Below are 25364 nucleotides of genomic sequence, written 5' to 3'. Positions count from 1 at the left end.
TGCAGTATTTTGCTAATATTGACTACATTCTGTTAATGTGATAATTTTATGTTAAAAGCAGAGAGACAACAAGTAATCTTAAACGAGGTTAGGATTCATAATAGGGTTTTGTTTACAGATATTGCCGAACTTTTGAGTGTTTCGGTAGATACCATACGCCGTGATATCAAAGAGCTAAGTGCTGCCAAAAAATTAAAGAAGGTACATGGCGGGGCCATCTCATTGGGATTTAATAATTACCATGTTGAAAACCATGAGATATATGCTCTTGAGAATAAGTCACGGATTGCCAAAAAGGCAATAACCTTATTAAAGAGTGGACAGGTGGTACTACTAAGTGGTGGAACGACCAATATGGAAATTGCGAGAATGATTCCACCCCATTTAAAAATTACCTGTTTTACCCCCAGTTTACCAGTTGCCGTACAATTGATGGCCAAATCGGATGTGGAAGTGATATTGGTAGGAGGAAAATTATCCAGGGATTCCCAAATTGCGATTGGAGGCTGTGCAATAAACATGTTGAATGATATTAAGGTTGATATCTGTTTTTTGGGAATCAATTCCATCGATGTAAAAAATGGCGTAACCGACTTCGACTGGGATATTGTTCAAATAAAAAAGGCTATGATAAATGCCTCTAAAAAAATTGTGGCCCCGTCAATTTCCGAGAAATTAAATTCTACACAACGATTTAAAATATGTGATTTGGACACTATAGATGTATTAATTACCGAACTGGAACCAGAGGACGATAAATTAAGGGATTTTAGGGATGCCAAAGTAAAATTACTATAGCACTATTTATTTATTATTGAAGTAGATTTTTTTTATGGGCTATACTTTTTAATAACCACTGATGGTTTTGGACAATGCAAAAAACTAAAATTTCCTAAGTTTGCCCTAATTTTAAAAGTATTCTTTGATTTATGAAGAAGAGGTAAGTTTAATCTATACATTATTTCCAAGAATATTAAAGGTAAAGACGCGCTATATAGACTTATGTAATTAACCAATTCCTTTTAGTGAACTCCAATTTTTGAAACTTATATAAAGAACTATTAAAATCAAATACCAACCATAATATATGCAAGATTATAAAAAGATAACCGAATTGCCATCCAAATATAACGACTTGGAGTTGATGGATACCGAGACAATCCTTACCAATATGAATAAGGAGGATAAATTGATTGCTGATGCAGTAGCATTGGTGATACCGGAGGTGACCAAATTGGTAGATGCCCTTAAAGAAAGATTTGACAGAGGGGGTAGACTATTTTATATAGGCGCAGGAACCAGCGGCCGATTGGGTATTTTGGATGCTTCGGAAATCCCTCCAACTTTTGGGTTGTCCCATGATCATGTTATAGGACTTATCGCCGGAGGGGATGTTGCAATTAGAAAGGCAGTTGAAAATGCCGAGGATGATACCGTTCAGGCATGGAAGGATTTGGAGGCATTTGATATAACAAAGAACGATACCGTGGTAGGGATAGCGGCGTCAGGTACCACGCCATATGTTATTGGTGGGGTAAAGGAGGCGGCAGCCCGAGGATTGCTCACCGCATGTATCACCAATAATCCAGGTTCTCCATTGACCCAGGCTGTGGAGATTCCCATCGCAGTAAATGTGGGGCCGGAATTTCTTACGGGAAGTACACGTATGAAAAGTGGAACATCGCAAAAGTTGGTGCTCAATATGATTTCCACTGCCTTAATGATCAGAATTGGGAGGGTAAAAGGGAATAAGATGGTAAATATGCAGCTTACCAATGAAAAGTTGGTGGATCGTGGAACCCGATATTTGGTAGAGGAATTGAAGATAGATTATGCCGAGGCCGAAAAATTATTAAAGAAATACGGTTCTGTTAAGAATGCTATAGACGCCAGCAAAGGTTAGACTATTTGTTGACATTCATAGAAACCTCTTCGGGGGTTACTATGCTGTCGCTTTTATTCCCCCAGGAGTTTAGGATATAGTTCATTACATCTGCAATTTCCTCATCTTCCAATCCCATTGGGGGCATAATGTTGTTATAGGCTACCCCGTTGACCAATATATAGCCTTGTTGGCCGTATTTTACACCTCTTATGCTTTCTTCTCTTTTGTTCAATAAAAAATCTGACTTTGCCAATGGAGGGAACGTTTTCTCAACGCCCTCCCCATTCGCCATATGGCAGTTTATACAGAAGTCCGAATAAATCTCCGCACCTCTATTGATACTCTCTTCCAATTCTTTATCTTGGAACAATAAATAGGACAATAATGAAATGGTTAAAATATAAGTTAAAAGCAAGAGCTTCATATGTTATTCTTTAAGATGATACGTAATGCACGTAGTATTATTTTTTGGGTACCAGTTTATAAATTCCCTTGCCTTCCACGGCCACATATATAAAACCGTCCGGTGCTTGTCTTACATCTCGAACACGTCCCATGTCGGGCATAAGTTTTTCTCTGTAAACAACCTTGTTGCCCTTTAATTCCAGTCTTTCCAAATATTGAAATTTCAGGGAGCCTATTAATAAATTACCCTTCCATTCCGGGTATTTGTCAGATGTTACAAAAGCCATTCCACTTGGAGCTATGGATGGTACCCAATAATGTATTGGTTGTTCCATGCCTTCCATTTCGGTTTTGTCCGTAATGGGGGTGCCGCTATAGTTGATACCATAGGTAATTACCGGCCATCCATAATTTTTGCCTTTTTCAATAATATTGATTTCGTCGCCACCTTGTGGGCCGTGTTCGTTATCCCAGATTTCGCCTGTCATAGGGTTTTTTACCAGACCTTGGGGATTTCTATGGCCATAACTGTATATAGCTGTTTTAGCACCTTCAGTATTTACAAAAGGATTGTCTGAGGGGATACTCCCATCCGCGTTTAAACGATATATTTTGCCGCCATCCTTGGTAATATCCTGAGGATTAACGTCACGGTCTCCACGATCTCCAATGGAAAAGAAAAGATAACCGTTATCATCAAAGGCGATTCTAGAGCCAAAATGCTGACCTTTGGTGGTGTTGGGGGTACCCTTGTATAATAATTGGATATCGGTAAGGCTATTGTTATTCAACTTTGCCCTGATAATGGCAGTATTTCCACCTTTATCATCACCTTCTTCGGAGGCGTAGGATATATAGATCCATCTGTTATTGGCATAATCGGGATGTAGAACAACATCCAAAAGCCCTCCTTGGCCCCTAACATATACCGCAGGGACATTATCCACCATATTTTTTTTACCATCCTTGTAATGGATCAATTGACCTGTCTTTTCCGTAATGAGCATACTGCCATCTGGAAGAAAGGTAAATCCCCATGGTATTTGTAGTTCATCGATTATTAGCTCGGCAGTGAACGGTGGGTTTTCTACGTTATTTACTTCATTTTCAGTTTGTTGTGCGCAAGATATGTTTAATGAAGCAAAGGCGATGAATATAATTAGGATACTATTTTTCATAATTCAACGTTAAATAATTAATAATGTAGCTTAGAACGCTAAAGATAAATATAAAATATAAGCAAAACTATTACACTAAAAATATACTTAGACCTCCCCAAGTCCGATTATATTTTGTAAAACCTACTTAACCTATGCTCCCGAAAAAACCACGGCATATTTATTATGCCCTACTTCTGCTAGCACTGAGCGTTGTGTTTAGTGCAACGAAGGCAAACTCAATAGTTTATGAGCTTATTGCGGATGTTTCTTCCGCGGTCGAAAATATTAATTCGACGAGAATTGCTGTTGAACAACCCTTAGAGAATAGTTCTCTGGAGAGTTCATACACCAATCCCAACGAAGAGGTCCAAATAGATGTTACCTCCAGTCCAATGATGTTTGCAACAATCATCAACGGGGCCAATGAAGAGGTAACCTGTACCAATGACGGGAGTACCCTGGCAAAATTTTTCCTGTGTGGTACGGGCGATGATAGAACTATTTCCGTTAGCGGATCCGGCACCATAACTTGGCAAAAGCTTTCATCAAGCTGTGTTTTTGTGGGAACAGACACCTGTCCGGTAAAGGATAATAGTTGTTATGGACCAGCAGTAACAAGTCCAACTTATTTCCTTGATGCCAGTGATCCCTCCGTTGCAGGGGAATATCGCGTTAGGGTAGGCTCTGGTGCTTTTTATTATTTCAGGGTTTCCTCCAACCCCTTGAATCCCCAACTTAGTACCCAAAACATTATTTGTGGTAATCCAGGAAGGGTAGAGGTAACCAATGTACCTGCTGGCTACGAATACAGTCTTAATTCTGCTGCAGGTCCCTATCAGGACAATCCGTATTTCGATATCTTCACACCAGGGAATTATCAGGTGTATACACGTTTAAAGAACGCTTCGCCCAGTGCATGTGTTTTTCCTTCGCAAACCGTAACCATAAGCGAGGTGGATATGACGGTGGCGGTTTCTAAGGTAGACATTATCTGTAGTGGTGATAAGGGTAGTATAAGCATCAACATTTCGGGTGTACCGGGATTTTATAGCTATAGGTTAATTAGAAACGGTGTTACCATGAACACCTTTGGACCTAATGGGTCCAATACACATACCTTTAATAATTTAGGTGCCGGTACCTATTCCGTATCAGTTCAGGCGGGCAGTAGTTGTACTCAAACAATTAGTACTATTAATGGAAATCCAATTACAATAGGTGCTGGACTTGTTCCTGTTGATGCTACTGCATTTGCGACCGACAGTTTTGGCTGCGGTGCCACATCTGTGGATATCACCATAGATGCTAGCGGTGGTACGGGGCCATATCAGTATAGCGTAAATGGAGGAGCCTTCGGGGGAAGTTTCGCAACTTCCACTACACATACGGTAAGTAGTCCAGGTACCTATAATATAGTGGTAAGGGATGCCAATGGATGTACCAAAAATGCGGCGGTAGATGTTGAGAACATTCCGCCCCCTGTCTACAATATCAGTTCTGTAGATGCCAATTGCGGAGGCTCCAACAACGGAAGTATTACCGTAAATGTTACCAATAGTAATGGGTATAATCTAGAATACAGTATTAATAATGGTGGAACCTTCCAAAATAGTAATGTTTTCTCCAATCTGGCACCAGGAAATTATAATGTAGTAATAAGGTATCAACAAGATACTTTTTCATGTACTACTCCAGCGGTTAGTAGAACCATAGGAACTCCTTCTACGATTTTAGGTAATGCCAATGCTACCCAAACCCCAACTTGTTTAAATGAAAGTGGTGGCCAGATTACTTTTTCTGGGGTCAGTGGAGGTGTAGGTCCATATGAATATAGTATTGGGTCTGGCTTCATTTTGAACAACACCGTCTTTAATGGTATTTCCGCAGGGACCTATTCCCCACAGATACGTGATGCCAATGGCTGTGTTTCTACCTTGCCTGCCATAGTTTTTAGTCCGTTGAATAAACCTACGGATATCGATTTTACAGTATCCAGTATAGATTGTGCTACAGGTACGGCATCCGTTTCCTTAGCGGTAACAGGAGGTGCGGCCATAAGTACTTATGAAATTATTGCCCCAACCAGTGTAAATAATGGAGGGTCCAATACTTTCACAGGATTGGGCTTAGGCAGTTATACCTTTAGAGTGACCGATTCTGCGGGTTGTAATTATACAGAAAGTTTTGCCATAACCGATATTAGTTCTATTGGGGTTGCCAGTCAATTGCTGACCAATGTAACCTGTTTTGGGGATAGTGATGGGGCAGGCCGATTTATAGTGGACGGATTTAATGGTACTTATAGGTATCAAATAGATGCAAATCCTGTAGTAACGGGGCAGACCTCCAATATTGTTTCTGTAAGCGGACTAAGTGCCGGTTCCTATACCATAACGGTTACAGATGAGGATACCAATTGCGTTGATACGGCGACCCTTACTATTGCAGAACCAACAGCTCCCTTGGCCATATCTCCAATATGGACAGATATGAGTTGCCAGAACAACAATAGGGGTGCGGTTAATGGAAATGCTTCCGGTGGATGGGGCGGATTTCAATATACCCTAACAAGACCAAACGGTACTAGTGTTGGTCCAAGGAGCAATCCCAATTTTACAGGTTTAACCGATGACTCTGGACCTTACACTATTAGCGTGGAAGATGGTGGTGGTTGTACGGCATCTGCAAGTTATACTTTTACTTCTCTAACGGCACCTACTTTGGTTTTGGATACAGCCGCTTCAGATTTTTGTTTCGATAGTTCCAATGCCACAACCATGGTGGTCAACGCCAGTGGTGGAGATGGAAACTACGAGTACCGCATAGACAATGGACCTTGGGTAGCTGGTGGTGCCAGTGCAAGTTTTGGTGGTCTTACCCCTGGCAACCATACCGTTCAGGTAAGGGATGGAAATAACTGTATGGATGATGTTGTTAGGAATATTAGGCCACAGACTACCTCTACCGTGAGTATTCAAAAGGAACTTACCTGTAGCCTTGTACCCGGTGCAGGTGATGCGGATATTAGGGTAAATATTGGTAATGGTAATCCACCCTATGCCAATTATGCAGTAAATATTAACGGAGGGGGATATGGTCTAACAACCCCAATTTCAGGAAGTAGTTTTGTATATACAACCCCAAGTCCTGGTACCTACCAGTTCCAAATTACTGACGGTAATGGATGTGTGGTGGAAACCAATGTGGTTACCATAAGCCCTACGGATGTAATAGCAGCATCGGCAGATGTTACGAACCCCCGTTGTGACGATCCCAATACTGGGGTAGTCCGCTTGATACCTGATACCACGGTAGGGGTGGCACCATATGAATATAGTACAGATGGTTCTACCTATACAAGTCAGGCCGTATACGGAAATCTTTCCCCTGGAAATTATACCTATTATGTTAGGGATAGTAGGGGGTGTTTTATAGATGTCGATTTTACGGTAGGAGGTCCAGATCCCGGAGTTGATGCCACAGTAGTGCCAAATGATGCTACCTGCGCCGCGGGAGTGGTTACGGGAAGCATCGACGTTACTGGTAATATCAATGGAGTAGCTCCTTATACCTATACTTTATTGGATGTAAACGGAAACGTTGTAGGTTCAGTTGTAAATACGGCAAGTGACACTCATAGTTTTACCAATTTACCAGAAGGGGAATATACCGTAATTACAAGGGATGCATCTGGTTGTGAAGATAGGGACGCAGTCACCTTGGGGCACACAGGTGTAACCATAACCCCAGTGCCACCACCATTGCCAGCAACTTGTGATCCTGCTGGGGATGGCTTTACTTATACAGTTAATGTTGCAGGCGGATCTGGATCTTATGAGATTAGATTAGTTGGTGAGGCCAGTTTTTATGCCTTGGTTCCAGGACCCAATTCCCATACTTTTAGTTATGCAGCTAACGGTATTATTTATGGAGTGGCCTATACGGTTGAGGTAAGAGATTTGATTACCGGCTGTATTTATCAGCAGGAAATTCCTCCTATAAGTGGTCCGATGCCTAGTTTTGTTGCAACAGCTTCTGCGACTTCGGCCTCCTGTGACGTTTCAGGAAACGGTATATTCAATTATGAAGTTGAGGAATATACTGGCACACAGTTGGAAATTACAGTAATCAATGTTACTACAGGCGCAATTGTGGCACCAGCAACAACTATTACCGTACCAGCTTACGTTCCGGGTACTCCTTATGCAGGGCAAATAACCAACTTGCCTCCTGGCAACTACCGTGTTTTGGTAGAGGATGTGTCTTCCGGTTGTACTACCAGCGCACAGGCAATTATAGCCCAAGATATACCCACAATTAACGTTGATAGTAATACCAATGCCAATTGTAATGATCCTTTTGGACATTTGGTGATACGTGGGGTAGGAGGAACGGGACCATACCAATACGATGTGGTGCCCACCACAACGGCAGTAGGGGCATATTCGGGTACAACTGACTATGATTTGGCTCCTGGAGATTATGATGTATATGTTCAGGATGCCAGTGGTTGTAGTTCTTTCACGACGGTGACCATTTTGGAGGATCCGGGAGTTGCAGCACCAACCATTGATGTTACCAATCAATGTTTTGTGGTGGCCTCCTATAATGTGGAGGTTACGAGCCCGGTAAATAGTGGACCCGCGCCGGAGACGACTTTTCAATACGATATGGGTAGTGGATTTCAGGATAGTCCATTTTTTACGGTTCCCAATCCAGGTACTTATACTATGACGGTAAGGGATGGTAACGGATGTACTGCTACCAATACTTTTGAGGTGTTTGATTTCTTTTCCATAACGGCCAGTGCAACGGCGGAGCCTTCCTGTAACAATGCAGATGGTTCTATTACCGTTGTGACTTCAGGAGGTAGCGGGGATTTTGATTATGTTTTGGACGATGGGGCAGGTTTTGTTGTAAATCAATCGGACGATCCAGTGTTTACCGCCTTACCTCCTGGGAATTATACTATAACCGTTACGGATAGAAGTTCCAATACTTCTCCATTATGTGAGGATACTGCGGTTGTGGAAATAATTACGGTAGATCAACCAATTATAGATACTGTGTTGACCGAAGATATTTCGTGTTTCGGAAGTGCTGATGGTAGTATTTCGGTGGATTTGGTAGCGGCATCCGCTACGGACGGACCTTTTGTTTATAATTTGTATGATAGTGGCGGTGTTTTGGTAACGAGCCAGGCCGATGCCATTTTCGATAATTTAACCGCCGACAACTATGAGGTTGAGGTAGTGTCCAGTAGAGGGTGTACATCACCACGTGTACCTGCAAATATTTTAGAGCCCACGGCTTTAATGGGGGCGGCTTCAGCTCCTCCATTTACCTGTAATCCTTCCAGCAATACCTTTAATACCACAATAATTACGGCTTATGCGGATGACAATGGAGATGGTACGGGTAACCTAACGGGAACAGGACCATATACTTATAGCATCAATGATGGTACCCCAGTATTTGATGGAACTAATTTTCAGAGTAGCAATACTTTTGAAATTATTGATAATGGAGGACCTCAAACCATAATTGTTACCATAAGGGATAATAATGGTTGCGAAATTACCGATACGGTAAATTTGGCTCCTCCCTCCGGACTAACCTTTAGTTTTAACGAACTTACCCCTATTACCTGCGATGCTTCGGGATCTGGTGTAATGGCCAGTACCGTTGAGATTATTATAGATCAGGGTCCTGGAGACTATGGTGTTGAAATATTGCCTTTAGGATCCCAGCCTGAACGTTTAACCGGTGGGTCGGATAGGCTTATTTGGGACTTGGATACGCCAGGAGACTATATTTTTGCTGTAAGGGATATTGCCAATGGTGGCTGTTTGTTTGTTACTCCTACGTATAATGTACCTGATTACAACCTAATAGAGGCTGTTATTAATGAGGTGAAACCAGTGACTTGTTTTAACGGATCTGATGGGGAAATTAGTATTCAACTCAATAATTATACAGGTGTTTATAACTATGAAGTATTTTCCCGTGATGCCGCCGGTGTTGAGACCAGCACAGGAGTTACCGGAAGTTTTGATACGGCCAATCCGATTAACAGCCCTGAAATAATTACAGGGGTGCCTGCAGGAAACTTATTGGTACGTGTAGAGGCAGTTGATAGTCCATTTTGTGATACCGTTAGTAATACAACAACGGTACACGGACCGGATAGACCATTAGATCCTACACCGGCTCAAACCGCGGATGTTACCTGTTTTATCCCAGGTAGGGGTGAAATAACGGTCTCAGGTGATGGTGGCTGGGGAGGTTACGAGTATCAATTGGAAATGGAAACTGCTCCAGGGTTATATCTTATGATTGCTTCCTTTTCTGCTAATAATGTATTTAGTGATTTAACAAGCGGTACGTATCGTGTAGGCATCCGTGACTCTGGAGGTTGTGTGGTGATGGAGGATTTTATTATAAGTCCGCCAGTGCCGATTGCCGCCGATATTAGAATTGTACAGCCTTTGCTATGTCCTGGATCAAATGATGGAATAATTGAAGCTTATAACATAAGTGGAGGAGAAGATATTAATGGGGATGGGGAAGAGTATCTGTTCCAGTTGAATAGGTTGGATACCTCTGGTAATATTTTAAATACCAGTGGTTTACAGGAATCTCCTGTCTTCCCTAACCTGCCCACCGGAAATTATACCATAGTGGTCTATGATGGTTGGGGATGTAGTTTTACCACATTGCCAATTTTCATACAAGATCCACTTCCTGTCGATGCCGATTTGTTGGAAACCTTGGCACCTGGTTGTGGGGACGAAGGACGTATGGAACTCACTATTGTTAACCCTATACCTGGGATGGAGTATTTCTATCGCAGATCTGGTACCACGGATCCATTTGTTTCATTTGGTGGAATTGGTGTAATTACGGTCGAGATTATTATACCCAATGTAAACCTTAATCCAGGACCCTATCAATTTGATGTTCAAAATGGCAATGGTTGTCCGGAACAGAAGTCGAATGAAATTAATCTTGATCCAGCTTTACCCTTGGTGATAGCCCTGGATCTTGTAGATGCCAATATTAAATGTGCAGGTCAACCAACAGGTATAGTGCGATCTGAAGCCTTCGGTGGGGTAGGAAATTATATTTATACCCTGGTAAACAATATTTTGGATAGTGGAACACCTGGTGTTCCTAGGCTTCCTGTTGCTACTGATATAGTGAGGGGACCTCAAAGCTCTGGTATATTTAGGGATTTGCCACCGGGATCGTATTATGTTTATGCTACTAGTCTGGGATGTACTGCCATTTCCGGGGAAATTCTGATAACCCCAAAGGATCCATTGATATTGGATCGTTTGGAAATGGTACCTGTTAGTTGTTATGGTGATGTAGACGGTCAGGTCATTATAGAAGCCAGTGGTGGAACCGGAAAAATTCGTTTCTCCATATCCGATACCTTAAGTGAATTCTTTGAAGGGGAAGATCCTTCAAATCCAAATTCTTTCACTTTTACGGATTTACCACCCGGTACCTATGAAATAATAGTTCAGGACGAGTTGGGTTGTAATATTTTGCAGGAAGTGACCATTACGGAGCCCGAAGAATTGGTAGTGGCCAACGTGGATACCACCCCGGAAACCTGTATTATGGCTTCCGACGGTTCGGCACAGCTGACCATGATGGGTGGAACGCCATTTGTGGATATATTAAGTGGTGTGGAATATTATGAAACCAAGATCATAGGACCTAATTCAGTGGGTGACGAAGTTTTTGTGAGAAACGATGCCTTGTTTTTCGATAACCTAATGGGCGGTGAAACCTATGTAGTGTTCATCCGCGATTCTATGGGTTGTGAGACAAATGCAGTTGTCCCGATCATGATTGGAGTTGATCTAAGTGCCGAGCCAATTGTTGAATATGGATGTGAGGGAATTTTTCCGAACAGTACCGTTACTATTCGCATGACGGATACAAGCCTAATGTCAAGGCTACTATTTTCCTTGGATGTGGATGATATGACTTTGGCCAATACCCAGACTGTTTTTGGAGATTTGGCGGCAGGTGATCATACTGTTTATATCTATCATGAAAATGGATGTGCCACTTCGGTAGACTTTACAGTGGATGCATACGAACCATTGACTTTGACTGCGATAAAAACTGGTCCCAATGAGGTAACGGCAACGGCTACGGGAGGCTTCGGGGATTATGAATATTTCTTCCAAGGGGATTCTTATGGCGCAGTGAATGTGTATTTATCCAACCAGGATGCCAATGTAACGGTTAGGGTAGTGGATCGTATGGGTTGCGAGGCCACCATTACCATTCCGTTCAAATTTACGGGTATGTTGGTAATACCTAATTTCTTTACTCCAAATGGGGATAACATGAATGATGAATGGTTCCCTGGAAACAGGGATTATTTCCCCAATATAGAAGTTAAGATCTATGATAGATATGGTAGGGTAGTGGCAATTTTGGACCAAGTATCCGGCTGGGACGGTAATTACGATGGTAAGGCTGTGCCTTCCGGGGATTATTGGTATGAAGTTAACGCCAACGACGAGGATAAACAGCAGTTTATGGGGCATTTTACCTTATATAGATAACAGAATTATTACCTGTATTTTTCCATAAAAAGGGCACTAAATAGATTAGTGTCCTTTTTTATGTACCAGAACTTTTTATTTCGAAGGATTATACTATATTTGCAGTCCGAAAAAATAGGATTGAATTCCCAATTAAAATATTCAGTTCTATTAAAATTCGGGGTGTACCACGCTGATGGCGTGGCAGGTCTAGCCCGGCTTGCAAAGCCAAAGGCATTGTTATCGCGCCGCGTTTGGGACGCGGAGGTCGTCACGCTTTGGGCGTGACCACCCCAAAGAAGTTAGTATATGTTCGTTTATATTCTATATAGCGAGAAACGTTCAAGGTATTACGTAGGTCAGACTACGGATATGACAAAAAGATTGAAAAGACATAACCTTGGGATTGTCCCTTCTACCAAGAATGGGGCCCCTTGGAAATTAGTTTTGCAACTGGAAGTATTATCTCGCTCGGAAGCTCTAATTTTGGAGCAACGTATAAAGAAAAGAGGAGCAAAACGATTTATAGATGACCATTTCGGGGTGTAGCGTAGCCCGGTTATCGCGCCGCGTTTGGGACGCGGAGGTCGCAGGTTCGAATCCTGCCACCCCGACCAAGAAAATCCGATCATGTAAGTGATCGGATTTTTTGTTTTCCGACGCGTAGTGCCACTGGGCACTTAAGCGTCGGAAAACAAAAAAGACGTACAGGCATCAGCCGGTGTCGGATTATTTTGAGCACCGAACCCTAAACAGGCTCACCGAGCACAGTGAGGTAATGCTGCCACCCCGACAAATCTAGAAATAGGTAATAGTTAAAACACCGATTATCAATTGATTAGCGGTGTTTTTTTTGTTTTAAGAAATTTTGTTTGATATCAAATGATATCACATGGGATTATGCCTAATTTCTGGAATGGGAATGAAAGCAAGTAGATTGTTACTGTTATCAAAAAGCAGATCTGAATATATTTTTGACCGTATTGATGGGTCGTTCCATTATGTAATTCAGGTTAGATCCCGGGATTGTAATAGGTGCAGGTTTATAAAAGAACAACTTGGATTACAAATGTGCGCTTATAAAGTAATGTCATCGCTTTCCATTTATTCTATAATTTTTATATCTACCGATGTTCTGCTTTGCCATCCTGTTTCATCGATTACCGAAAAGGAACAATGGTAGTCTCCGGTATCAATATCGTTGGGAATTGTCAGACCGATGTTTATTTCATAGGTAGTCAACCCGTCTTCAATGGTATAATTTTCAATAAAAATCCATGGGTTTATGGCTGTTTTTTTAGGGTCCATACTGCACTCCCCATCCTGATCATCATGGGTATGATGGTCAAAATTGTGATGGATATCCAGGCTATAAGAGGCCAATTCCGCATTATCAGAGACCATCGCCTTAAAAGAATAGGTTTCCCCTCTTACAAGTTGTGAACAGGCTTGTGGAAACCCTTCATTATAATTGATATCAATGGTTGGTTTTTGTTCGTCCTTAGCTGCATTGTCATCGGTGGTACAGGAGGCGACAACTAGAATAAGTATTGTAATGAAAAAAATTTTTGTTGAAAATCCCATAATTTAAATTTTAAACCGCATGACATAAATGTGTCTATGTCATGCGGTATAGTTATAATATTATTATGCAGTAACGTCTATATGCGTTTCATACTCTTTTGTGTTTCCATCTTCATCTTCAACTGTAAATAGGACGTGATACTCGCCGGCAGGAGCAGTAACGGGAACATCGATATGTTTATGGAACTCCGCTTCGATCTCCTCATGGAATCCGTCCTCAAAAATCTCTTCATAGTCCCATTCTACTTCCCCTTCGCCAATTGTAAGGTCATGTGCATGGATATCTACCGTAATGTTGTGTATGCCATTAACGGCATCGATCATAAATTCAACATGAAAATCACTTCCTCTTTGGACGGTGGTATCCATAGAAAAATCACTTATCACAATAGGATCCAAAATTTCTAGATGACCCTCAACCTCCGTACTATTTCCCAACTCATCGGTTACCGTTAACACAATATGATATTCACCTGCCGGAATGTTCGAGGGAATATCGATATGTTCATGAAAGGTCGGATTAATTACCAGGTAGGAGGCATTTGTGTAGGTATTTTCATAATCCCATTCAACTTCGCCTTCTCCAACCTGAACATCATCGGCATGTATGTCTATGGAAATACTGCTGACTATTCCTTCCGCGTTTATTTCCGCTTCCAAATGAAGGTCGGAACCCTTATAAGCGTATGGTTCCGTGGAATGATCGCTTCCCTCCCCAAATTCGAAATTGGTAATTACCGGGGCCGATGCATCAGAAACTCCGTCGTCGTCACTGGTACAAGAGTGTAAAACAAGTGCTAAAAAGGTAACAATGGCCAAAAATTTAAAATTTGATTTCATAATGTTTGTTTTCATGTGTTTGATTTTAATTGTTATTAATTTATGTTTACTATTTATTAAAAAGGTACTGTCAATGAAATGGATAGGTTTCTGCCGGGTTCAGGCACATCTATCAACCGGTAAAAACTGGTATGGTCATAAAAGTGTGTATTCAACACATTGTTGAGTTTTACCCGCAAGTCAAAAGGCTTGGCGCTTTTAAAAAGGTTCATTTGAGCTGTAAAGGACATGTTGAGCACCTGATATCCCTCCGTTACTTCTTCGGGAGGTACTATTTCATTTTGTGCTGCCGTAATCCTATAGTCCGCTCTTACTTGAGGTCTTCCAAGAAAGAGAAAGTCCTTCGATTGATAGCTGGCAGAGAACAATCCCGACAATGGGGGTGAAAACGGAAGAGTAAAGTCCTTCTTGGGTCCGCTTGTCTGCCTAGAATAAACGTACTCTGCAGAAGCATCCAATTGTAGATTTTTTAATACGGTGGTACTTGCCCTGATCTCTCCCCCGGCCCTAAACACCTTGCTCTGCGTGTACTCATAAATCTGAAGGGTTTCATAATAATTTGAAGTTGGATTTAGGTAGATGAAATTCTCAAAAAGATTTACAAAGGGACTGGCTCCAAAACTAAATGAAGCAGTGGTATGATCTATATCAAGATCCAATTGATAAGAGGATTCAGGGTCAAGATCCAGATTTCCCCTTTCGTACCGATACATATGATAATTTACACCGTCCGAGGCCAGTTCGTTCGCCAAAGGCATTCTAAAACTCTTTCCTAAATTGACTTTATAGGTAGTATTTTTGTGTATGTAACTTATTCCAAGCGAAGCACTGATATTGCCGAAATCCAATGTTTTGTTTTTAGCCCTTTGAAGATAGACGTAGGACGTAGATCCATCACTGTTGTTCACTGTTGAGGGATACCAGTCATAATGGGATTTACTATCCAGCACCCCATAGTCATAACGCAAGCCTCCTAACACATGGAGATTTGGATGAACCTCGAATTGGTCATAGGCAAAAGCTCCAATGGTAAAACGGTTATACGCAGGAATCAAAAAACCCCATCCCCCTATGTTGTTGTCTTGATATTCCAAATTTACTCCTGCTGCAACATCATGCCTTTGATTGGGGCTAAAGGAGTCCTTTATATTTAAGGTGTAGGTATTTTTATCAAATATCCGTTCCTTGCTATCTGGTGGCGTTGGCATATATCCGTGTGGAACAGGTTCTGAAAGTTCCTCCCTATGGTTGTTTTGATATCCCAGGTCCAGTTGAAGGGTATGGTTTCCAATACCTACGGAGGTATTGTTCGTAATTTTAAAATGGTTTACCTTATGATAGGGTAAATCGATATCCCTGTTGGAACTATCGTAATCAATGTTGGAACTTCTGACTTCCAAGCCATGGGCATTGGCAAAAAAACCATTTTTAGCATTTACATTGCTAAAATTAGTTTCAGACTTAAGGTTGCCTGAAATAAAACCTATCCCCAAGCTTGCATCAGCTTCCTTCCCAGCCGTATTCCTTAAGTTATTGTCATGTAGTTCAAAAATGTAATTCTCATAATTGATTCTATCCGTTGGTACTTTGTAATCGCCATAATCCCTATATGTTAATCGCCCGCGATAAAACCACTTGTTTTTACGCCCTTGTATGCCCGCCGAAACCCCCAATAGATCATTATTGGTTTCTCCTAACAAGTTTACCTCTCCCTTCAACGAATTTTGACCTGGCAATTTCAAAGCCTGAATATCTACCACACCCGCAATGGCATCGGAACCATATTGCAATGAGGCGGGACCCTTTATAATCTTTACAGTTTCAACTCCGTATTGGTCAATTTCCAAGCCGTGGTCATTGCCCCACTGTTGGGCCTCGTGTTTTATACTGTTTTGGACTACGACTACCCTATTGAACCCCAAGCCCCTGATTACCGGTTTAGACTGCCCAGAACCAATATTGATGGTGCTTACGCCTGGTATATTTTTCAAAGTCTGCATCAAACTGTTTTCCCTGTTTTTGTCAAGGAAATCTTTAGAGACCGTGTGCGATACCGTAGCCAATTCTTGGGCCTTCCTTTTGTGGGTTTTACCATTGACTTCCACATCTTCAAGCTCGGTGACAGTGTCCCTTAAGTAGACCTTTAAGGTGTCCATTTTTGGTCCTACCGTAATAGTTGCTGTTTCGGACGAGTAACCAATATGGGATATAGTCAAGGAGTATGTACCCTTAACTACATTTTTTATGGTAAATGTCCCAGTCGCAGATGAAATTGAAAAAAGGCCCTTACCAATAATATTGGCGCCTTCTAGAGGCTGTAAGGTGTTGGCATTTACAACGGATCCTTCTATTTGGAAAGAATCCTGAGCAAACGTTATGGAGCATAGGCTAAAATATAGCCATACGCCCAACATTTTATGGATCATTATATAATTACTATAAGTTTGGACAATTGCCCACGGAGGGGGCATTACAAAACCTATACAACTAATCCTATTTGGAAATTGATAACGCCGTCTTGGTTTTTAGCAGCTAGCCAAAAGACCGTGAAAATTACTATTGCTAATTGCAAAGAGTGATTTTATGAAATAACCTATATACCATTCTCCGTTATGAAATGGGTATAACAATTATGCATTGGAATCATCAAGGAAATCCAGAAAGAATTAAGTGCAAGGGAAACTTACAGTAGGGCAGGAGGAGGTCGAGAAAAGAGTTGGTCAGTAGCAATAGTACTTGAAACAACAAAATCGTAATGTTCAGAATTCTCTATCTGAGGAATGGATTCTGTGTTTTTAATCCCGTATTCCGGTATATCTGCTGAAATAGCCGGAGTTAAATTATGGGAAACGGCATGGTCACATATATAACAATGCAGTGCATGCTCCTTATCGTCTGTATGGGAAAGCATATGAAGCCCTGCCATTTTCATCGAGAGGAAAAGAGCAAGGAATAGAATGCTGATGCTATTTTTTAGACGACTATTTTTCATCAAATGCAAACATAATAATACAAGGGAAATACAGTGTTAAAATAATCTTAACTTAATTAATGTTTTTGGTGAATTATGGTAGATAGTAATCTCCAGTTAAAATACCGACAAGCACTTTAGTGAAGGAAAACAATAATGGCGATGAGGCGACAACCTATGGCCAATATATAACGATACGATATTGCTACTGCATCATAAAACCCATCAAGTTAATTTCAAGGATTTGATAGATTATATTTTCAGATCCTTCTTTTCATATATTTCCCTTCAAAGTTTATGTCTACCGACTGTAAGAATCCTAAGAAAACCTGACGATTCGTTAGCTTTTTGGCTATATTTTGCATATTCGTATTTTGTAATGTTAAAATTTATTAAATCTATAATATACGGGGTCTATATTGCGATATATTTAATAAGTTTGATTGGAATTAGTTAAAAACAAATCTAAAACATCCTAAAATATGAAAAAGTCAGTATTTATTTTAATGGCTGCAATGTTGTTGAACGTGGTTCAAGTATTTGCTAGCGACCCACAAAAAGGGGAGGCAAAACCTGCGAAGGCGGTTACGACCCAAATTTTCCAATTGTTGAGCGATAATATTATTCCGGATGAGATTCGGGGCGCAACGGCTGAAGTACGTGTTGCATTGGACAATGGCGACTATTTACGCGTTCTCAGTGTTAAAACAGAAAACGAAGCTCTAGAGACCTATATTCGCAATAGTATAGATTTTCAGAAAGTTTCTAAAGGAACCTTCGAGCAAGGAGTTATATATCGTATTCCTTTAGAGGTTAGTAAAAAGGGTAGTATCCTGTAAGCTGATCCAGTAAAATAATAGAAAAAGGCCCCTGAAAATATTTCAGGGGCCTTTTGATTTTTACGGAGAACTATAATTCTTTTTTGAAGGCCACTTCTGCTATTGTTCGAGACTTATTTAATAAGTTCTGGTCTTCTCATCATAGCTTCTTAATAAAGCCAATTGATGGCCTGTAACCTTAATTTGGTATTATTGATTTTCCGATGAATGTGCATTGGTATTTATTCCAAAAAAAGTATTGTAATTAACGACTTCCTCAGATTTATTGCTCCTTTTTAATTTACTTATCAAATAAGGGATGTAAGTGACAGCCATCATAACAATTCCTGTAACCACCAGCACCACTGGGTTCACAAAAAATTCGCTGAAAGAAAAAATGCTAATGATCAAAATGGTGGAAAACGGCATGGAACAAGCCAAGATATTAACGGCAAAGTTAATATCGAAAGTGGGCTTTTTCTGTTCGTCCTTTTCCTCCAATGTGCTTACCGCACTCATATGGGCAAAAGGCCAAAAGCTACAGGCACTCTGTGGGAATACCACAATAAATAAAATCATTGGTGCAGCCAAGGCAGGGAACAGGAAAACAAAAATAGCCGATAGCAAAAAGGTGATACCGGCGCGTCTCATCAAAAGTGAAAAGATAAAGCCGAATTCCCTGAATTTTATGCGGACAGCCATACCAATAAAAAGGAGTACCAAAGGTGTCATAATTAAACTCATTTTAACTATGGTATTCTCCAGGAACTCAGGAAAGGAACTAAGGGTTAGTCCAAACCCCAATAATACCATGGCTATTATTATAACCAGGTTGATAGGCTCATTCAGCATTGAAAGAAATAGGCCCTTTAACTTACTCGATGTAGTTGCAACCAAATCTTTGACCGCCCTGGCATGATACCAGTGCATTCCCAACATATACAATAGGATAAGGACAAAGATTTTGTTTCCAACGTCTGCCAATGCGGCCAGGGCCAAATATTCATCGCCCAAGTAGACTATGATAAAGGGGAAACAGGAAAGTCCTGGGGCCAAAGAAGGTAGGAGCATTGTTAATGTTCTTTTTTTTGCACCTTCATTGTTGGATAGAGACGAGGCCAATAGATACTTAGTGGCTATGGCCATTATAAAATTAAACACCAAAGCCATAAGGGGGAAAATCAACAATGACCCCTTAAGCTCTATTTTTAATAGGGCTACAAAAATTGTAGCTGGCAAGGCCACGCTCAGTATCAGGGTCTTAATCCCTTTTAGGTCTTCCTTTGCTACCTTTTTTTGTAGCAATAGACCCAGACCTATTATCAGTAGGAGTTCTAATGTTTTTTGTAAAGCATAATTCATATTATAAGTTCTTAATAATTCGCTATTCCGTTTGGATGTATCAGTACTCAAAAACCCACCAATAGTTGGATCAAAGAAAGGTCGAGACGGCCCTCCTATTGATCCAACTCGTGGGCAAACTCAACTTAAACCAATACTTTTTCCAGCGCTTTTGTAAAAAGCTTCATTTCCTCCATGGTACCCATACTTACACGGCACCAGTTCTTGCCCATAATCTCGAAGGCGCGAACACCAACTTTTTGGGCGGTCATTTTTTCTAGGAAGGCCTTTCCCTCCATTTCTATCGGGAAGATTATAAAACTGGTGGATGATGGAATGTACTCAAAGCCCATTTTATCCAAGCTTTGGTATACATATTCGCGGCACTCGGCATTAAGCTTTCTGGATTTGTCCTGAAAGGCTACATCATCCATACTGGCAGTAGCTGCAAAAATGGAGGTGTAAGCAATACCCATACCTCCACGGGTAACTTTTTCAAGTTTGGCCAGTGTAGATTCCTGTGCTACGATATATCCTACTCTTAGGCCGGCCATACCGTGTATTTTAGAGAATGTACGGGCTATTATTACGTCCTTGCCCTCATTTATAAGAGACACCATACTATTTTTGTCGGCATCCTCTAAAAAGCCCATATAGGCCTCATCAACAAAAACAGGGACTTTTTCTGAAACCCTGGAACAGAAATCTATCAATTCTGCACTATCGGTCATGGCTCCTGTAGGATTGTTGGGATTACAGATATATACCAATTTTGTATCTGCGTCAATGGCAGCTTCCATAGCTTTAAGATCATGGGACCAATCTGCCTTACAGGGAACGGCTTTCCAGGAAGCACCTGTTGCCTCGGCTACACGAATCAATGACATATATGTGGGGTCTGCGGATACTACATTGCCACCATTGGCAAATAGGACCATTGCTGTTTTTTCCAAGAGATCGGACGATCCAGGTCCCATCATAATGTTCTTGATGTCCACACCTTCTTCCTTAGCTATTTTTCCCATTAGGTCAAAAAGCTCGTACCAAGCATATCTATTGCCTTTAAATGCCACTTTCTGTAAGGCGGTAATTGCCTTAGGAGATGGACCGTATGGATTTTCGTTGGCATTCAATTTAGCCTCCAATACTGGCATTTCACGACTATAGTCTGGTAAAAACTCCTTAAAAAATGGAGTGTAGATAGCATTGCCCTGGGCATCAAGTGTCAAAGGTGCTTTCGGCATCTCAGAGATTCCAAAACTCAATTGAGGCATTACCATGGCGCCTGCTGCTGTCAAGGCACCCCTTTTTAACCATGCTCTTCTGTCTAATGTTTTCATAATGTTATTGTATTTAAGTTTTTGAGTTTAAATTTTTAGTTACTTTCAACTGGGTCGGAATTTCCGCCTATATTTCCTGAAGCTACTATAGTATTATCTGTTTCGCTCAGGTAGATGTTGATATGGGCATCCAGATCCAAAAGCCCATCATAAAAGGAGGTGTCGCTAATGACGTAAAACTTGTTGTCATTTAATTCGCCCGTATCTCCGGAAACGGTATCCAGAGTTAGTAGGGTAGTTGTTTCAACTCCTGTAACCCCCTCTAAAATGATTGCAGGGTGTTGTTGGCCTTCAATGGTGTTGTAGAGTGAAATTTGAACAAGGGTTCTGTCAAGTGTGCCTTTCCAAAAAACCACGCGCCCATATACATTGGACCCGCTAGGGTCGGCAGCATCTATGGTATAGGCAGTGTAATTTCTTAAAGTACCTCCGCCTTCGGCGACCTCTAGTGCAGCTTCTGGCATTTCTTGCTCACAGGAAGCAGTGAAGAAAACAAGAAATAGCAAACTAATTATTTTTATAGATGTATGTGTCATATCTTTTATATTTATAGCGTTAACAGATTAAAATCCAAAAGTTAGCCTAGCGAAATAATATGCTCCGTTAGAACCTTGCTGATAATTGGAGTAGAGGTAGAACCCTCTTTCTTCAGCTCTTAGAATATCTGGGTATTTATTAAAGATGTTATTGCCCCCTACAGTCAATGCAAGCTTATCTGTAAAGTTGTGGGTAACTCCTATATCGGTAACAAATTGAGCAGAGAAGGTTTGATCTGAATATCCTTCAGTACCATCATTTAGGGTACGGAAAGTGTTGTCCAAAGAAGTTACTTCTCCAAAATAAGACCCTTTAAGCATACCTGACCATTTACCCCAAGTATAGGTTCCAGATCCAATAAAAGTGGTGTTTGGAGTACCTGACTCGAATTGACCTATAGAAGACCTGTTTACATATTTTGTTTCCAATTCCTCATCGGACAACAATGTGTTTAAATCTGGAACACTTGCCCCTTCAAAAGTGTTTTCACGTAGTACACCTGAAAGAGTTAGGCCCAACATTCCTTCGCCAACTTTTTCCCTATAGTTGGCCACTATCTCAACACCTTTGGTGCTTATGTCGCCTCCATTAATTCTAAAACTAGCCAATCCGGAACCAATAATCGGAGCCAATACAGGAGCTTCGCTAGCATCAAAATTGTCGGTTTCGAAGATTCGATCTTTAATATCAATTTTATAGGCATCTACCGTTAGGTCTATTTTGTTGAAGAGACGGGTAGTGAAACCTATACTTAAATTGGTGGACTGTTCCTGTCTTAAAGCTTCTATGCCAATAGCCCTTGCAGCACTACTTGTATTTGGATAAAGTGTTCCATCAAAAGGATCAAGACCTACGAAGAAGGTAAAGGTGTGCGAATAATTCAATTCTTGTAGAGAAGGAGCTCTAAAGCCTGTGCTTAATGATCCTCTCAAAGCAAAGTTGTCCAAGATAGAGTACCTAGTAGCTATTTTACCTGTAAAGACATCACCAAAATCTGAATAGTTCTCTGTACGTACGGCACCAGTTAAGAGCCATTTTTCTGTAACATCAAGTTCCGCATCCAAATAAGCAGCGGTAACCGAACGAAATTCATTGGCTTCATTTTCAGGAGCAAAGCCTCTAAAACACTGACAGTTGGGGCTGTAGAACTTATTTATGTTGGTACTGGCTTCGCCATAAGGCAGAACAACTGGGCTACCATCTGCATTCACAATAGGCTCGGAGTTAAGATCTTCCAAGGGAAAACCATCAGGGCCCAATAGTGCTTCGTTGTCCGTAGTTGCTGTATAAATACCCGCATCACCTATTGAATAACTTTCTGGCTGACCAGCCTCAATTTGGTAATTTTCTACCCTTAATTCTACTCCTACTGCAACGTTTAGTCCAGACAATACATCATCAAAATATTTGGATACATCAAAGTTGGTGGTATTCTGGTAGAAACTGTGAGTTCCCAAATCCATTGTAGTCGGAGACTCGGATTGTAAACTTGCGTTGAAGGTATTGAACATGTCATAATTCATTTTGTTTCGACCAAAGGTGTTGCTGAAATCAAAATTGAAATCGCCCAGGGTACCATCAATTCCACCTGTAAAGGCTATGTTGGTCTGGGTACTGGCAATCTGGGGCCTAAATCCATTGGGGAACAGGTCGAAGTTGGCACGATCGGCTTGGGCAGGTCTGCGGTAAAAGCAGCTGTAGCCAGAAACGTATTTATATCCAAAATCTCCAAAGGAATAAAATTCCAAATCCTCATTAAGGGGCAATGCCATATTGTAGGCCACCACTCCTAGATTGGATGCTGCAGTACCTGCATAGGTAGAGAAATCCTTATAGGTAAGGCCTCTTGCGGACATAAGTCCGGTATCGGTCCTAAGCTCATCGGCAAGTGCTGTATTGCCCGAAGCCTGCGCCGCTACTAGTTCTGGGTTGGTTATGATAATATTTCCCTGGGCATCTGTACGCTCGTTATTTAGGTATGCATCTCCATAAGGCGTGGCATTACTTATATTGGGACGAACTGTTGCTTCCGCCTGGCGGTAAAGTCCAGTAAGGTTTAAGTAGCCACCTTCTTCAAAGGAGATTCCATAATTTCCTGCCAATTGATAATTAATGCCATCTGGTTCTGTATCTTTCAACAAAGCCTGATTTTCTTCGCTTACATCGGTTCCGCTAAGATCTGGGGCGGAATTTGGGAATCCGCCCACAGTAAAATTTCCGCTAAACTCTCCTGTACCTTTTTTTAATACAACGTTCATTACACCGGCAATGGCATCGGAACCGTATTGCGCCGAGGCACCGTCCCTTAAAATTTCTACCCTGTCTATAGCGTCGGGTACAATGAAGCTCATATCCGTGGCATTAGCAGCCGATCCTGTCTGTGATCCTGCCAATAGTGCCGAAGTATGCCTTCTTTTACCATTTACAAGTACCAACATTTGGTTCGGGGCAAGCCCACGGAGGGTGGGGGGGTCTACCGCAGATGAAAGGTCACCACCCTGGGAGCGAAAGGCGCTAAATGAGGGGGCCGAAGCCACCAGCATTTGCGCCAGGTCCATTTGAGGCATATTAATAGCCTGTTCCTTTATACTTATAACATCAACGGGGGCGGTAGTTTCCAATTTGGTCCTACCTTTACTTCTGGAGCCAATAACTATTGTTTCCGTTAACATTTCGGCAGCTTCGGGGAGGGTTACCGTAATATTGGTTCTTCCTCCAATTAGAATCTCCTTATTTGCATAACCTAAGGATGATAATAATAAAACTGCATCGGATTCCGCGTCAATTGAAAAATTTCCGTCAAAATCCGAGATACTTCCTTTAGTGGTACCCTTGATTACTACATTCACGCCTGGTAGGGGGGTACCGACTTCATCTGTAACTTTTCCAGAGACAGTAATTTGTTGGGCGTTCATCGCTAGCATACTGAATAGTGCGAGTGATAGTATTAGAGCTTTCTTCATATACAATAGTTTAAGGTAGTTAGTAAACAATGTTTTAGGTGTACCAATTCCAATCGTTTCCATGGCCATGGAAAATCAACTGTACACCTGGTAAAAGGAAAGTTCCGGATACTTAACCATCAAAAAACAACTCTACTTTTGTTGTTAAATGACATTACAAATTTAACGATACATTAGGATAAATAAAATTATGACCTCTTTGTAAAACACTGAATTATAGGTAGTTGTAGTGTTATTATTGATCAAATAACCAAATATTTATTCATTTTCTAACGAAATGACAGCTTTTGAAGTTTTCATAAAACAAAAGCTGACATAATGATGAATTGTCGAGATAATTCATTTTTATCATTATGATAAAAAGCCTCTTGTGCAAAATGTATTAAAATCAGTATTTGGTCATTTTTCTTATCATATTATTGGTGTTTTTTATAAAATGATAAATTAAATATGTTAAAATTGGTCGTAAAAAGGATTTTTTTGAAGATTCTTCAGTGATAATTATGCAAAAACTGACTAATATGTTTTTTATCACCAAAAAACTGCTAGAACAATGGAAGTTGGTCTTGGATGGAAGTATTTTTAATTTAAGTACTGCGGTTCAAGGTTTCCTATATATAGATAACACCATTGAAGCAACTTTTGGTCCACAGCTTATCTGGGGGGGCAAATAAACAACGGGGGCTTCGATATCCTAATTGCCTTAAAGGATATCGACAATGAATTGATTCTTGGTCAGAATAGGGTAATAAGAATTCCAATATGGATTATCGCTAATATACTAATTAGGTAATGGGTAATGCTATTATGGTTTAGAGGTGCCTACTATATATGTGTATTATTAAATTTCAACTTTAACAATTTTAGGAAATGTATACCTATTATATATAGTAGTTGATATTTCTATTGAACCGTGCCATTGAAGATTGGTAAAAGTACCATAGGCCAAA

At 40.9% G+C, this 25364-nt stretch carries 16 protein-coding genes and 1 tRNA gene; 7 read left to right on the top strand and 10 right to left on the bottom strand.

Features of this window, described 5'->3' with window-relative positions; all coding sequences use genetic code 11:
- Window positions 1–48 precede the first annotated feature (48 nt).
- Together BUA60_RS11575 and BUA60_RS11570 are read left to right on the top strand one after the other, a co-directional pair.
- The gene (locus BUA60_RS11575; RefSeq protein ID WP_072861937.1) at window positions 49–798 is read left to right on the top strand and encodes a DeoR/GlpR family DNA-binding transcription regulator; all 750 of its coding nucleotides are present in this window, start codon (window positions 49–51) and stop codon (window positions 796–798) included.
- 289 nt (window positions 799–1087) lie between these two features.
- Window positions 1088–1903 carry an N-acetylmuramic acid 6-phosphate etherase gene (locus tag BUA60_RS11570; protein WP_072861936.1) on the top strand — a complete coding sequence of 272 codons (816 nt, stop codon included), beginning with the start codon at window positions 1088–1090 and terminating at the stop codon, window positions 1901–1903.
- Window position 1904: 1 nt separating this feature from the next.
- Here BUA60_RS11570 and BUA60_RS11565 read toward each other — a convergent pair whose 3' ends face one another.
- Window positions 1905–2309 (bottom strand): c-type cytochrome, encoded by a 405-nt coding sequence (locus BUA60_RS11565; RefSeq protein ID WP_072861935.1) that lies wholly within the window; start codon window positions 2307–2309, stop codon window positions 1905–1907.
- Between the two features lie 37 nt (window positions 2310–2346).
- Window positions 2347–3468 carry a PQQ-dependent sugar dehydrogenase gene (locus BUA60_RS11560; protein WP_072861934.1) on the bottom strand — a complete coding sequence of 374 codons (1122 nt, stop codon included), beginning with the start codon at window positions 3466–3468 and terminating at the stop codon, window positions 2347–2349.
- A gap of 134 nt (window positions 3469–3602) precedes the next feature.
- On the opposite strand from BUA60_RS11560, the gene BUA60_RS11555 reads away from it, so the two are divergent.
- The 3 genes from BUA60_RS11555 to BUA60_RS11540 all read left to right on the top strand — a co-directional run bounded on the left by BUA60_RS11555 (window position 3603) and on the right by BUA60_RS11540 (window position 12637).
- Entirely contained in the window at window positions 3603–12041 is an 8439-nt protein-coding gene (locus BUA60_RS11555; protein ID WP_072861933.1) for a T9SS type B sorting domain-containing protein, read from the top strand.
- Between the two features lie 288 nt (window positions 12042–12329).
- Complete coding sequence (locus BUA60_RS11545) at window positions 12330–12569, top strand: GIY-YIG nuclease family protein (protein ID WP_072861931.1); 240 nt, start codon at window positions 12330–12332, stop codon at window positions 12567–12569.
- Window positions 12560–12637 (top strand) — tRNA-Pro (locus BUA60_RS11540). The genes BUA60_RS11545 and BUA60_RS11540 overlap by 10 nt, the downstream gene beginning before the upstream one ends.
- Before the next feature lie 487 nt (window positions 12638–13124).
- Here BUA60_RS11540 and BUA60_RS11535 read toward each other — a convergent pair.
- The 4 genes from BUA60_RS11535 to BUA60_RS11520 all read right to left on the bottom strand — a co-directional run bounded on the left by BUA60_RS11535 (window position 13125) and on the right by BUA60_RS11520 (window position 17355).
- Window positions 13125–13604, bottom strand: a complete 480-nt coding sequence (locus BUA60_RS11535; RefSeq protein ID WP_072861930.1) for a DUF4625 domain-containing protein — start codon at window positions 13602–13604, stop codon at window positions 13125–13127.
- Between the two features lie 63 nt (window positions 13605–13667).
- Window positions 13668–14459: a DUF4625 domain-containing protein gene (locus BUA60_RS11530; protein WP_245802535.1), complete on the bottom strand. Its 792-nt coding sequence runs from the start codon at window positions 14457–14459 to the stop codon at window positions 13668–13670.
- A 41-nt stretch (window positions 14460–14500) separates the two neighbouring features.
- Window positions 14501–16870 carry a TonB-dependent receptor gene (locus BUA60_RS11525; protein WP_072861928.1) on the bottom strand — a complete coding sequence of 790 codons (2370 nt, stop codon included), beginning with the start codon at window positions 16868–16870 and terminating at the stop codon, window positions 14501–14503.
- A gap of 257 nt (window positions 16871–17127) precedes the next feature.
- A complete protein-coding gene (locus tag BUA60_RS11520) occupies window positions 17128–17355 on the bottom strand; it encodes a hypothetical protein (protein WP_143153175.1) in 228 nt (75 codons plus the stop codon).
- Window positions 17356–17897: 542 nt separating this feature from the next.
- Here BUA60_RS11520 and BUA60_RS11515 point away from each other — a divergent pair.
- Window positions 17898–18254 carry a hypothetical protein gene (locus BUA60_RS11515; protein WP_072861926.1) on the top strand — a complete coding sequence of 119 codons (357 nt, stop codon included), beginning with the start codon at window positions 17898–17900 and terminating at the stop codon, window positions 18252–18254.
- Window positions 18255–18443: 189 nt separating this feature from the next.
- Here the strand turns inward: BUA60_RS11515 and BUA60_RS11510 are convergent, their stop codons facing one another.
- The 4 genes from BUA60_RS11510 to BUA60_RS11495 all read right to left on the bottom strand — a co-directional run bounded on the left by BUA60_RS11510 (window position 18444) and on the right by BUA60_RS11495 (window position 24414).
- Window positions 18444–19595 (bottom strand): AEC family transporter, encoded by a 1152-nt coding sequence (locus BUA60_RS11510; protein WP_072861925.1) that lies wholly within the window; start codon window positions 19593–19595, stop codon window positions 18444–18446.
- Between the two features lie 125 nt (window positions 19596–19720).
- Window positions 19721–20914, bottom strand: a complete 1194-nt coding sequence (locus BUA60_RS11505; protein ID WP_072861924.1) for a pyridoxal phosphate-dependent aminotransferase — start codon at window positions 20912–20914, stop codon at window positions 19721–19723.
- A 35-nt stretch (window positions 20915–20949) separates the two neighbouring features.
- Complete coding sequence (locus tag BUA60_RS11500) at window positions 20950–21450, bottom strand: hypothetical protein (protein ID WP_084532570.1); 501 nt, start codon at window positions 21448–21450, stop codon at window positions 20950–20952.
- A gap of 27 nt (window positions 21451–21477) precedes the next feature.
- A complete protein-coding gene (locus BUA60_RS11495; RefSeq protein ID WP_072862071.1) occupies window positions 21478–24414 on the bottom strand; it encodes a TonB-dependent receptor in 2937 nt (978 codons plus the stop codon).
- Window positions 24415–24935: 521 nt separating this feature from the next.
- Here BUA60_RS11495 and BUA60_RS23035 point away from each other — a divergent pair.
- The gene (locus tag BUA60_RS23035) at window positions 24936–25088 is read left to right on the top strand and encodes a hypothetical protein (RefSeq protein WP_178346993.1); all 153 of its coding nucleotides are present in this window, start codon (window positions 24936–24938) and stop codon (window positions 25086–25088) included.
- Window positions 25089–25364: the final 276 nt, after the last annotated feature.

The sequence above is a fragment of the Arenibacter palladensis genome (assembly GCF_900129275.1).
In the GTDB taxonomy this organism is placed as follows: Bacteria; Bacteroidota; Bacteroidia; order Flavobacteriales; family Flavobacteriaceae; genus Arenibacter; species Arenibacter palladensis.
This window is presented reverse-complemented; position numbering and strand designations above follow the sequence as displayed.

Bases quoted from the DNA above. Each gene is read 5' to 3' on its own strand.
- BUA60_RS11505 (WP_072861924.1), bottom strand. From the start codon at position 20,914: ATGAAAACATTAGACAGAAGAGCATGGTTAAAAAGGGGTGCCTTGACA.
- BUA60_RS23035 (WP_178346993.1), top strand. From the start codon at position 24,936: ATGTTTTTTATCACCAAAAAACTGCTAGAACAATGGAAGTTGGTCTTG.
- BUA60_RS11560 (WP_072861934.1), bottom strand. From the start codon at position 3,468: ATGAAAAATAGTATCCTAATTATATTCATCGCCTTTGCTTCATTAAAC.
- BUA60_RS11545 (WP_072861931.1), top strand. From the start codon at position 12,330: ATGTTCGTTTATATTCTATATAGCGAGAAACGTTCAAGGTATTACGTA.
- BUA60_RS11530 (WP_245802535.1), bottom strand. From the start codon at position 14,459: ATGAAAACAAACATTATGAAATCAAATTTTAAATTTTTGGCCATTGTT.
- BUA60_RS11515 (WP_072861926.1), top strand. From the start codon at position 17,898: ATGAAAAAGTCAGTATTTATTTTAATGGCTGCAATGTTGTTGAACGTG.
- BUA60_RS11570 (WP_072861936.1), top strand. From the start codon at position 1,088: ATGCAAGATTATAAAAAGATAACCGAATTGCCATCCAAATATAACGAC.
- BUA60_RS11495 (WP_072862071.1), bottom strand. From the start codon at position 24,414: ATGAAGAAAGCTCTAATACTATCACTCGCACTATTCAGTATGCTAGCG.
- BUA60_RS11535 (WP_072861930.1), bottom strand. From the start codon at position 13,604: ATGGGATTTTCAACAAAAATTTTTTTCATTACAATACTTATTCTAGTT.
- BUA60_RS11525 (WP_072861928.1), bottom strand. From the start codon at position 16,870: ATGATCCATAAAATGTTGGGCGTATGGCTATATTTTAGCCTATGCTCC.
- BUA60_RS11510 (WP_072861925.1), bottom strand. From the start codon at position 19,595: ATGAATTATGCTTTACAAAAAACATTAGAACTCCTACTGATAATAGGT.
- BUA60_RS11575 (WP_072861937.1), top strand. From the start codon at position 49: ATGTTAAAAGCAGAGAGACAACAAGTAATCTTAAACGAGGTTAGGATT.
- BUA60_RS11500 (WP_084532570.1), bottom strand. From the start codon at position 21,450: ATGACACATACATCTATAAAAATAATTAGTTTGCTATTTCTTGTTTTC.
- BUA60_RS11565 (WP_072861935.1), bottom strand. From the start codon at position 2,309: ATGAAGCTCTTGCTTTTAACTTATATTTTAACCATTTCATTATTGTCC.
- BUA60_RS11520 (WP_143153175.1), bottom strand. From the start codon at position 17,355: ATGCTTTCCCATACAGACGATAAGGAGCATGCACTGCATTGTTATATA.
- BUA60_RS11555 (WP_072861933.1), top strand. From the start codon at position 3,603: ATGCTCCCGAAAAAACCACGGCATATTTATTATGCCCTACTTCTGCTA.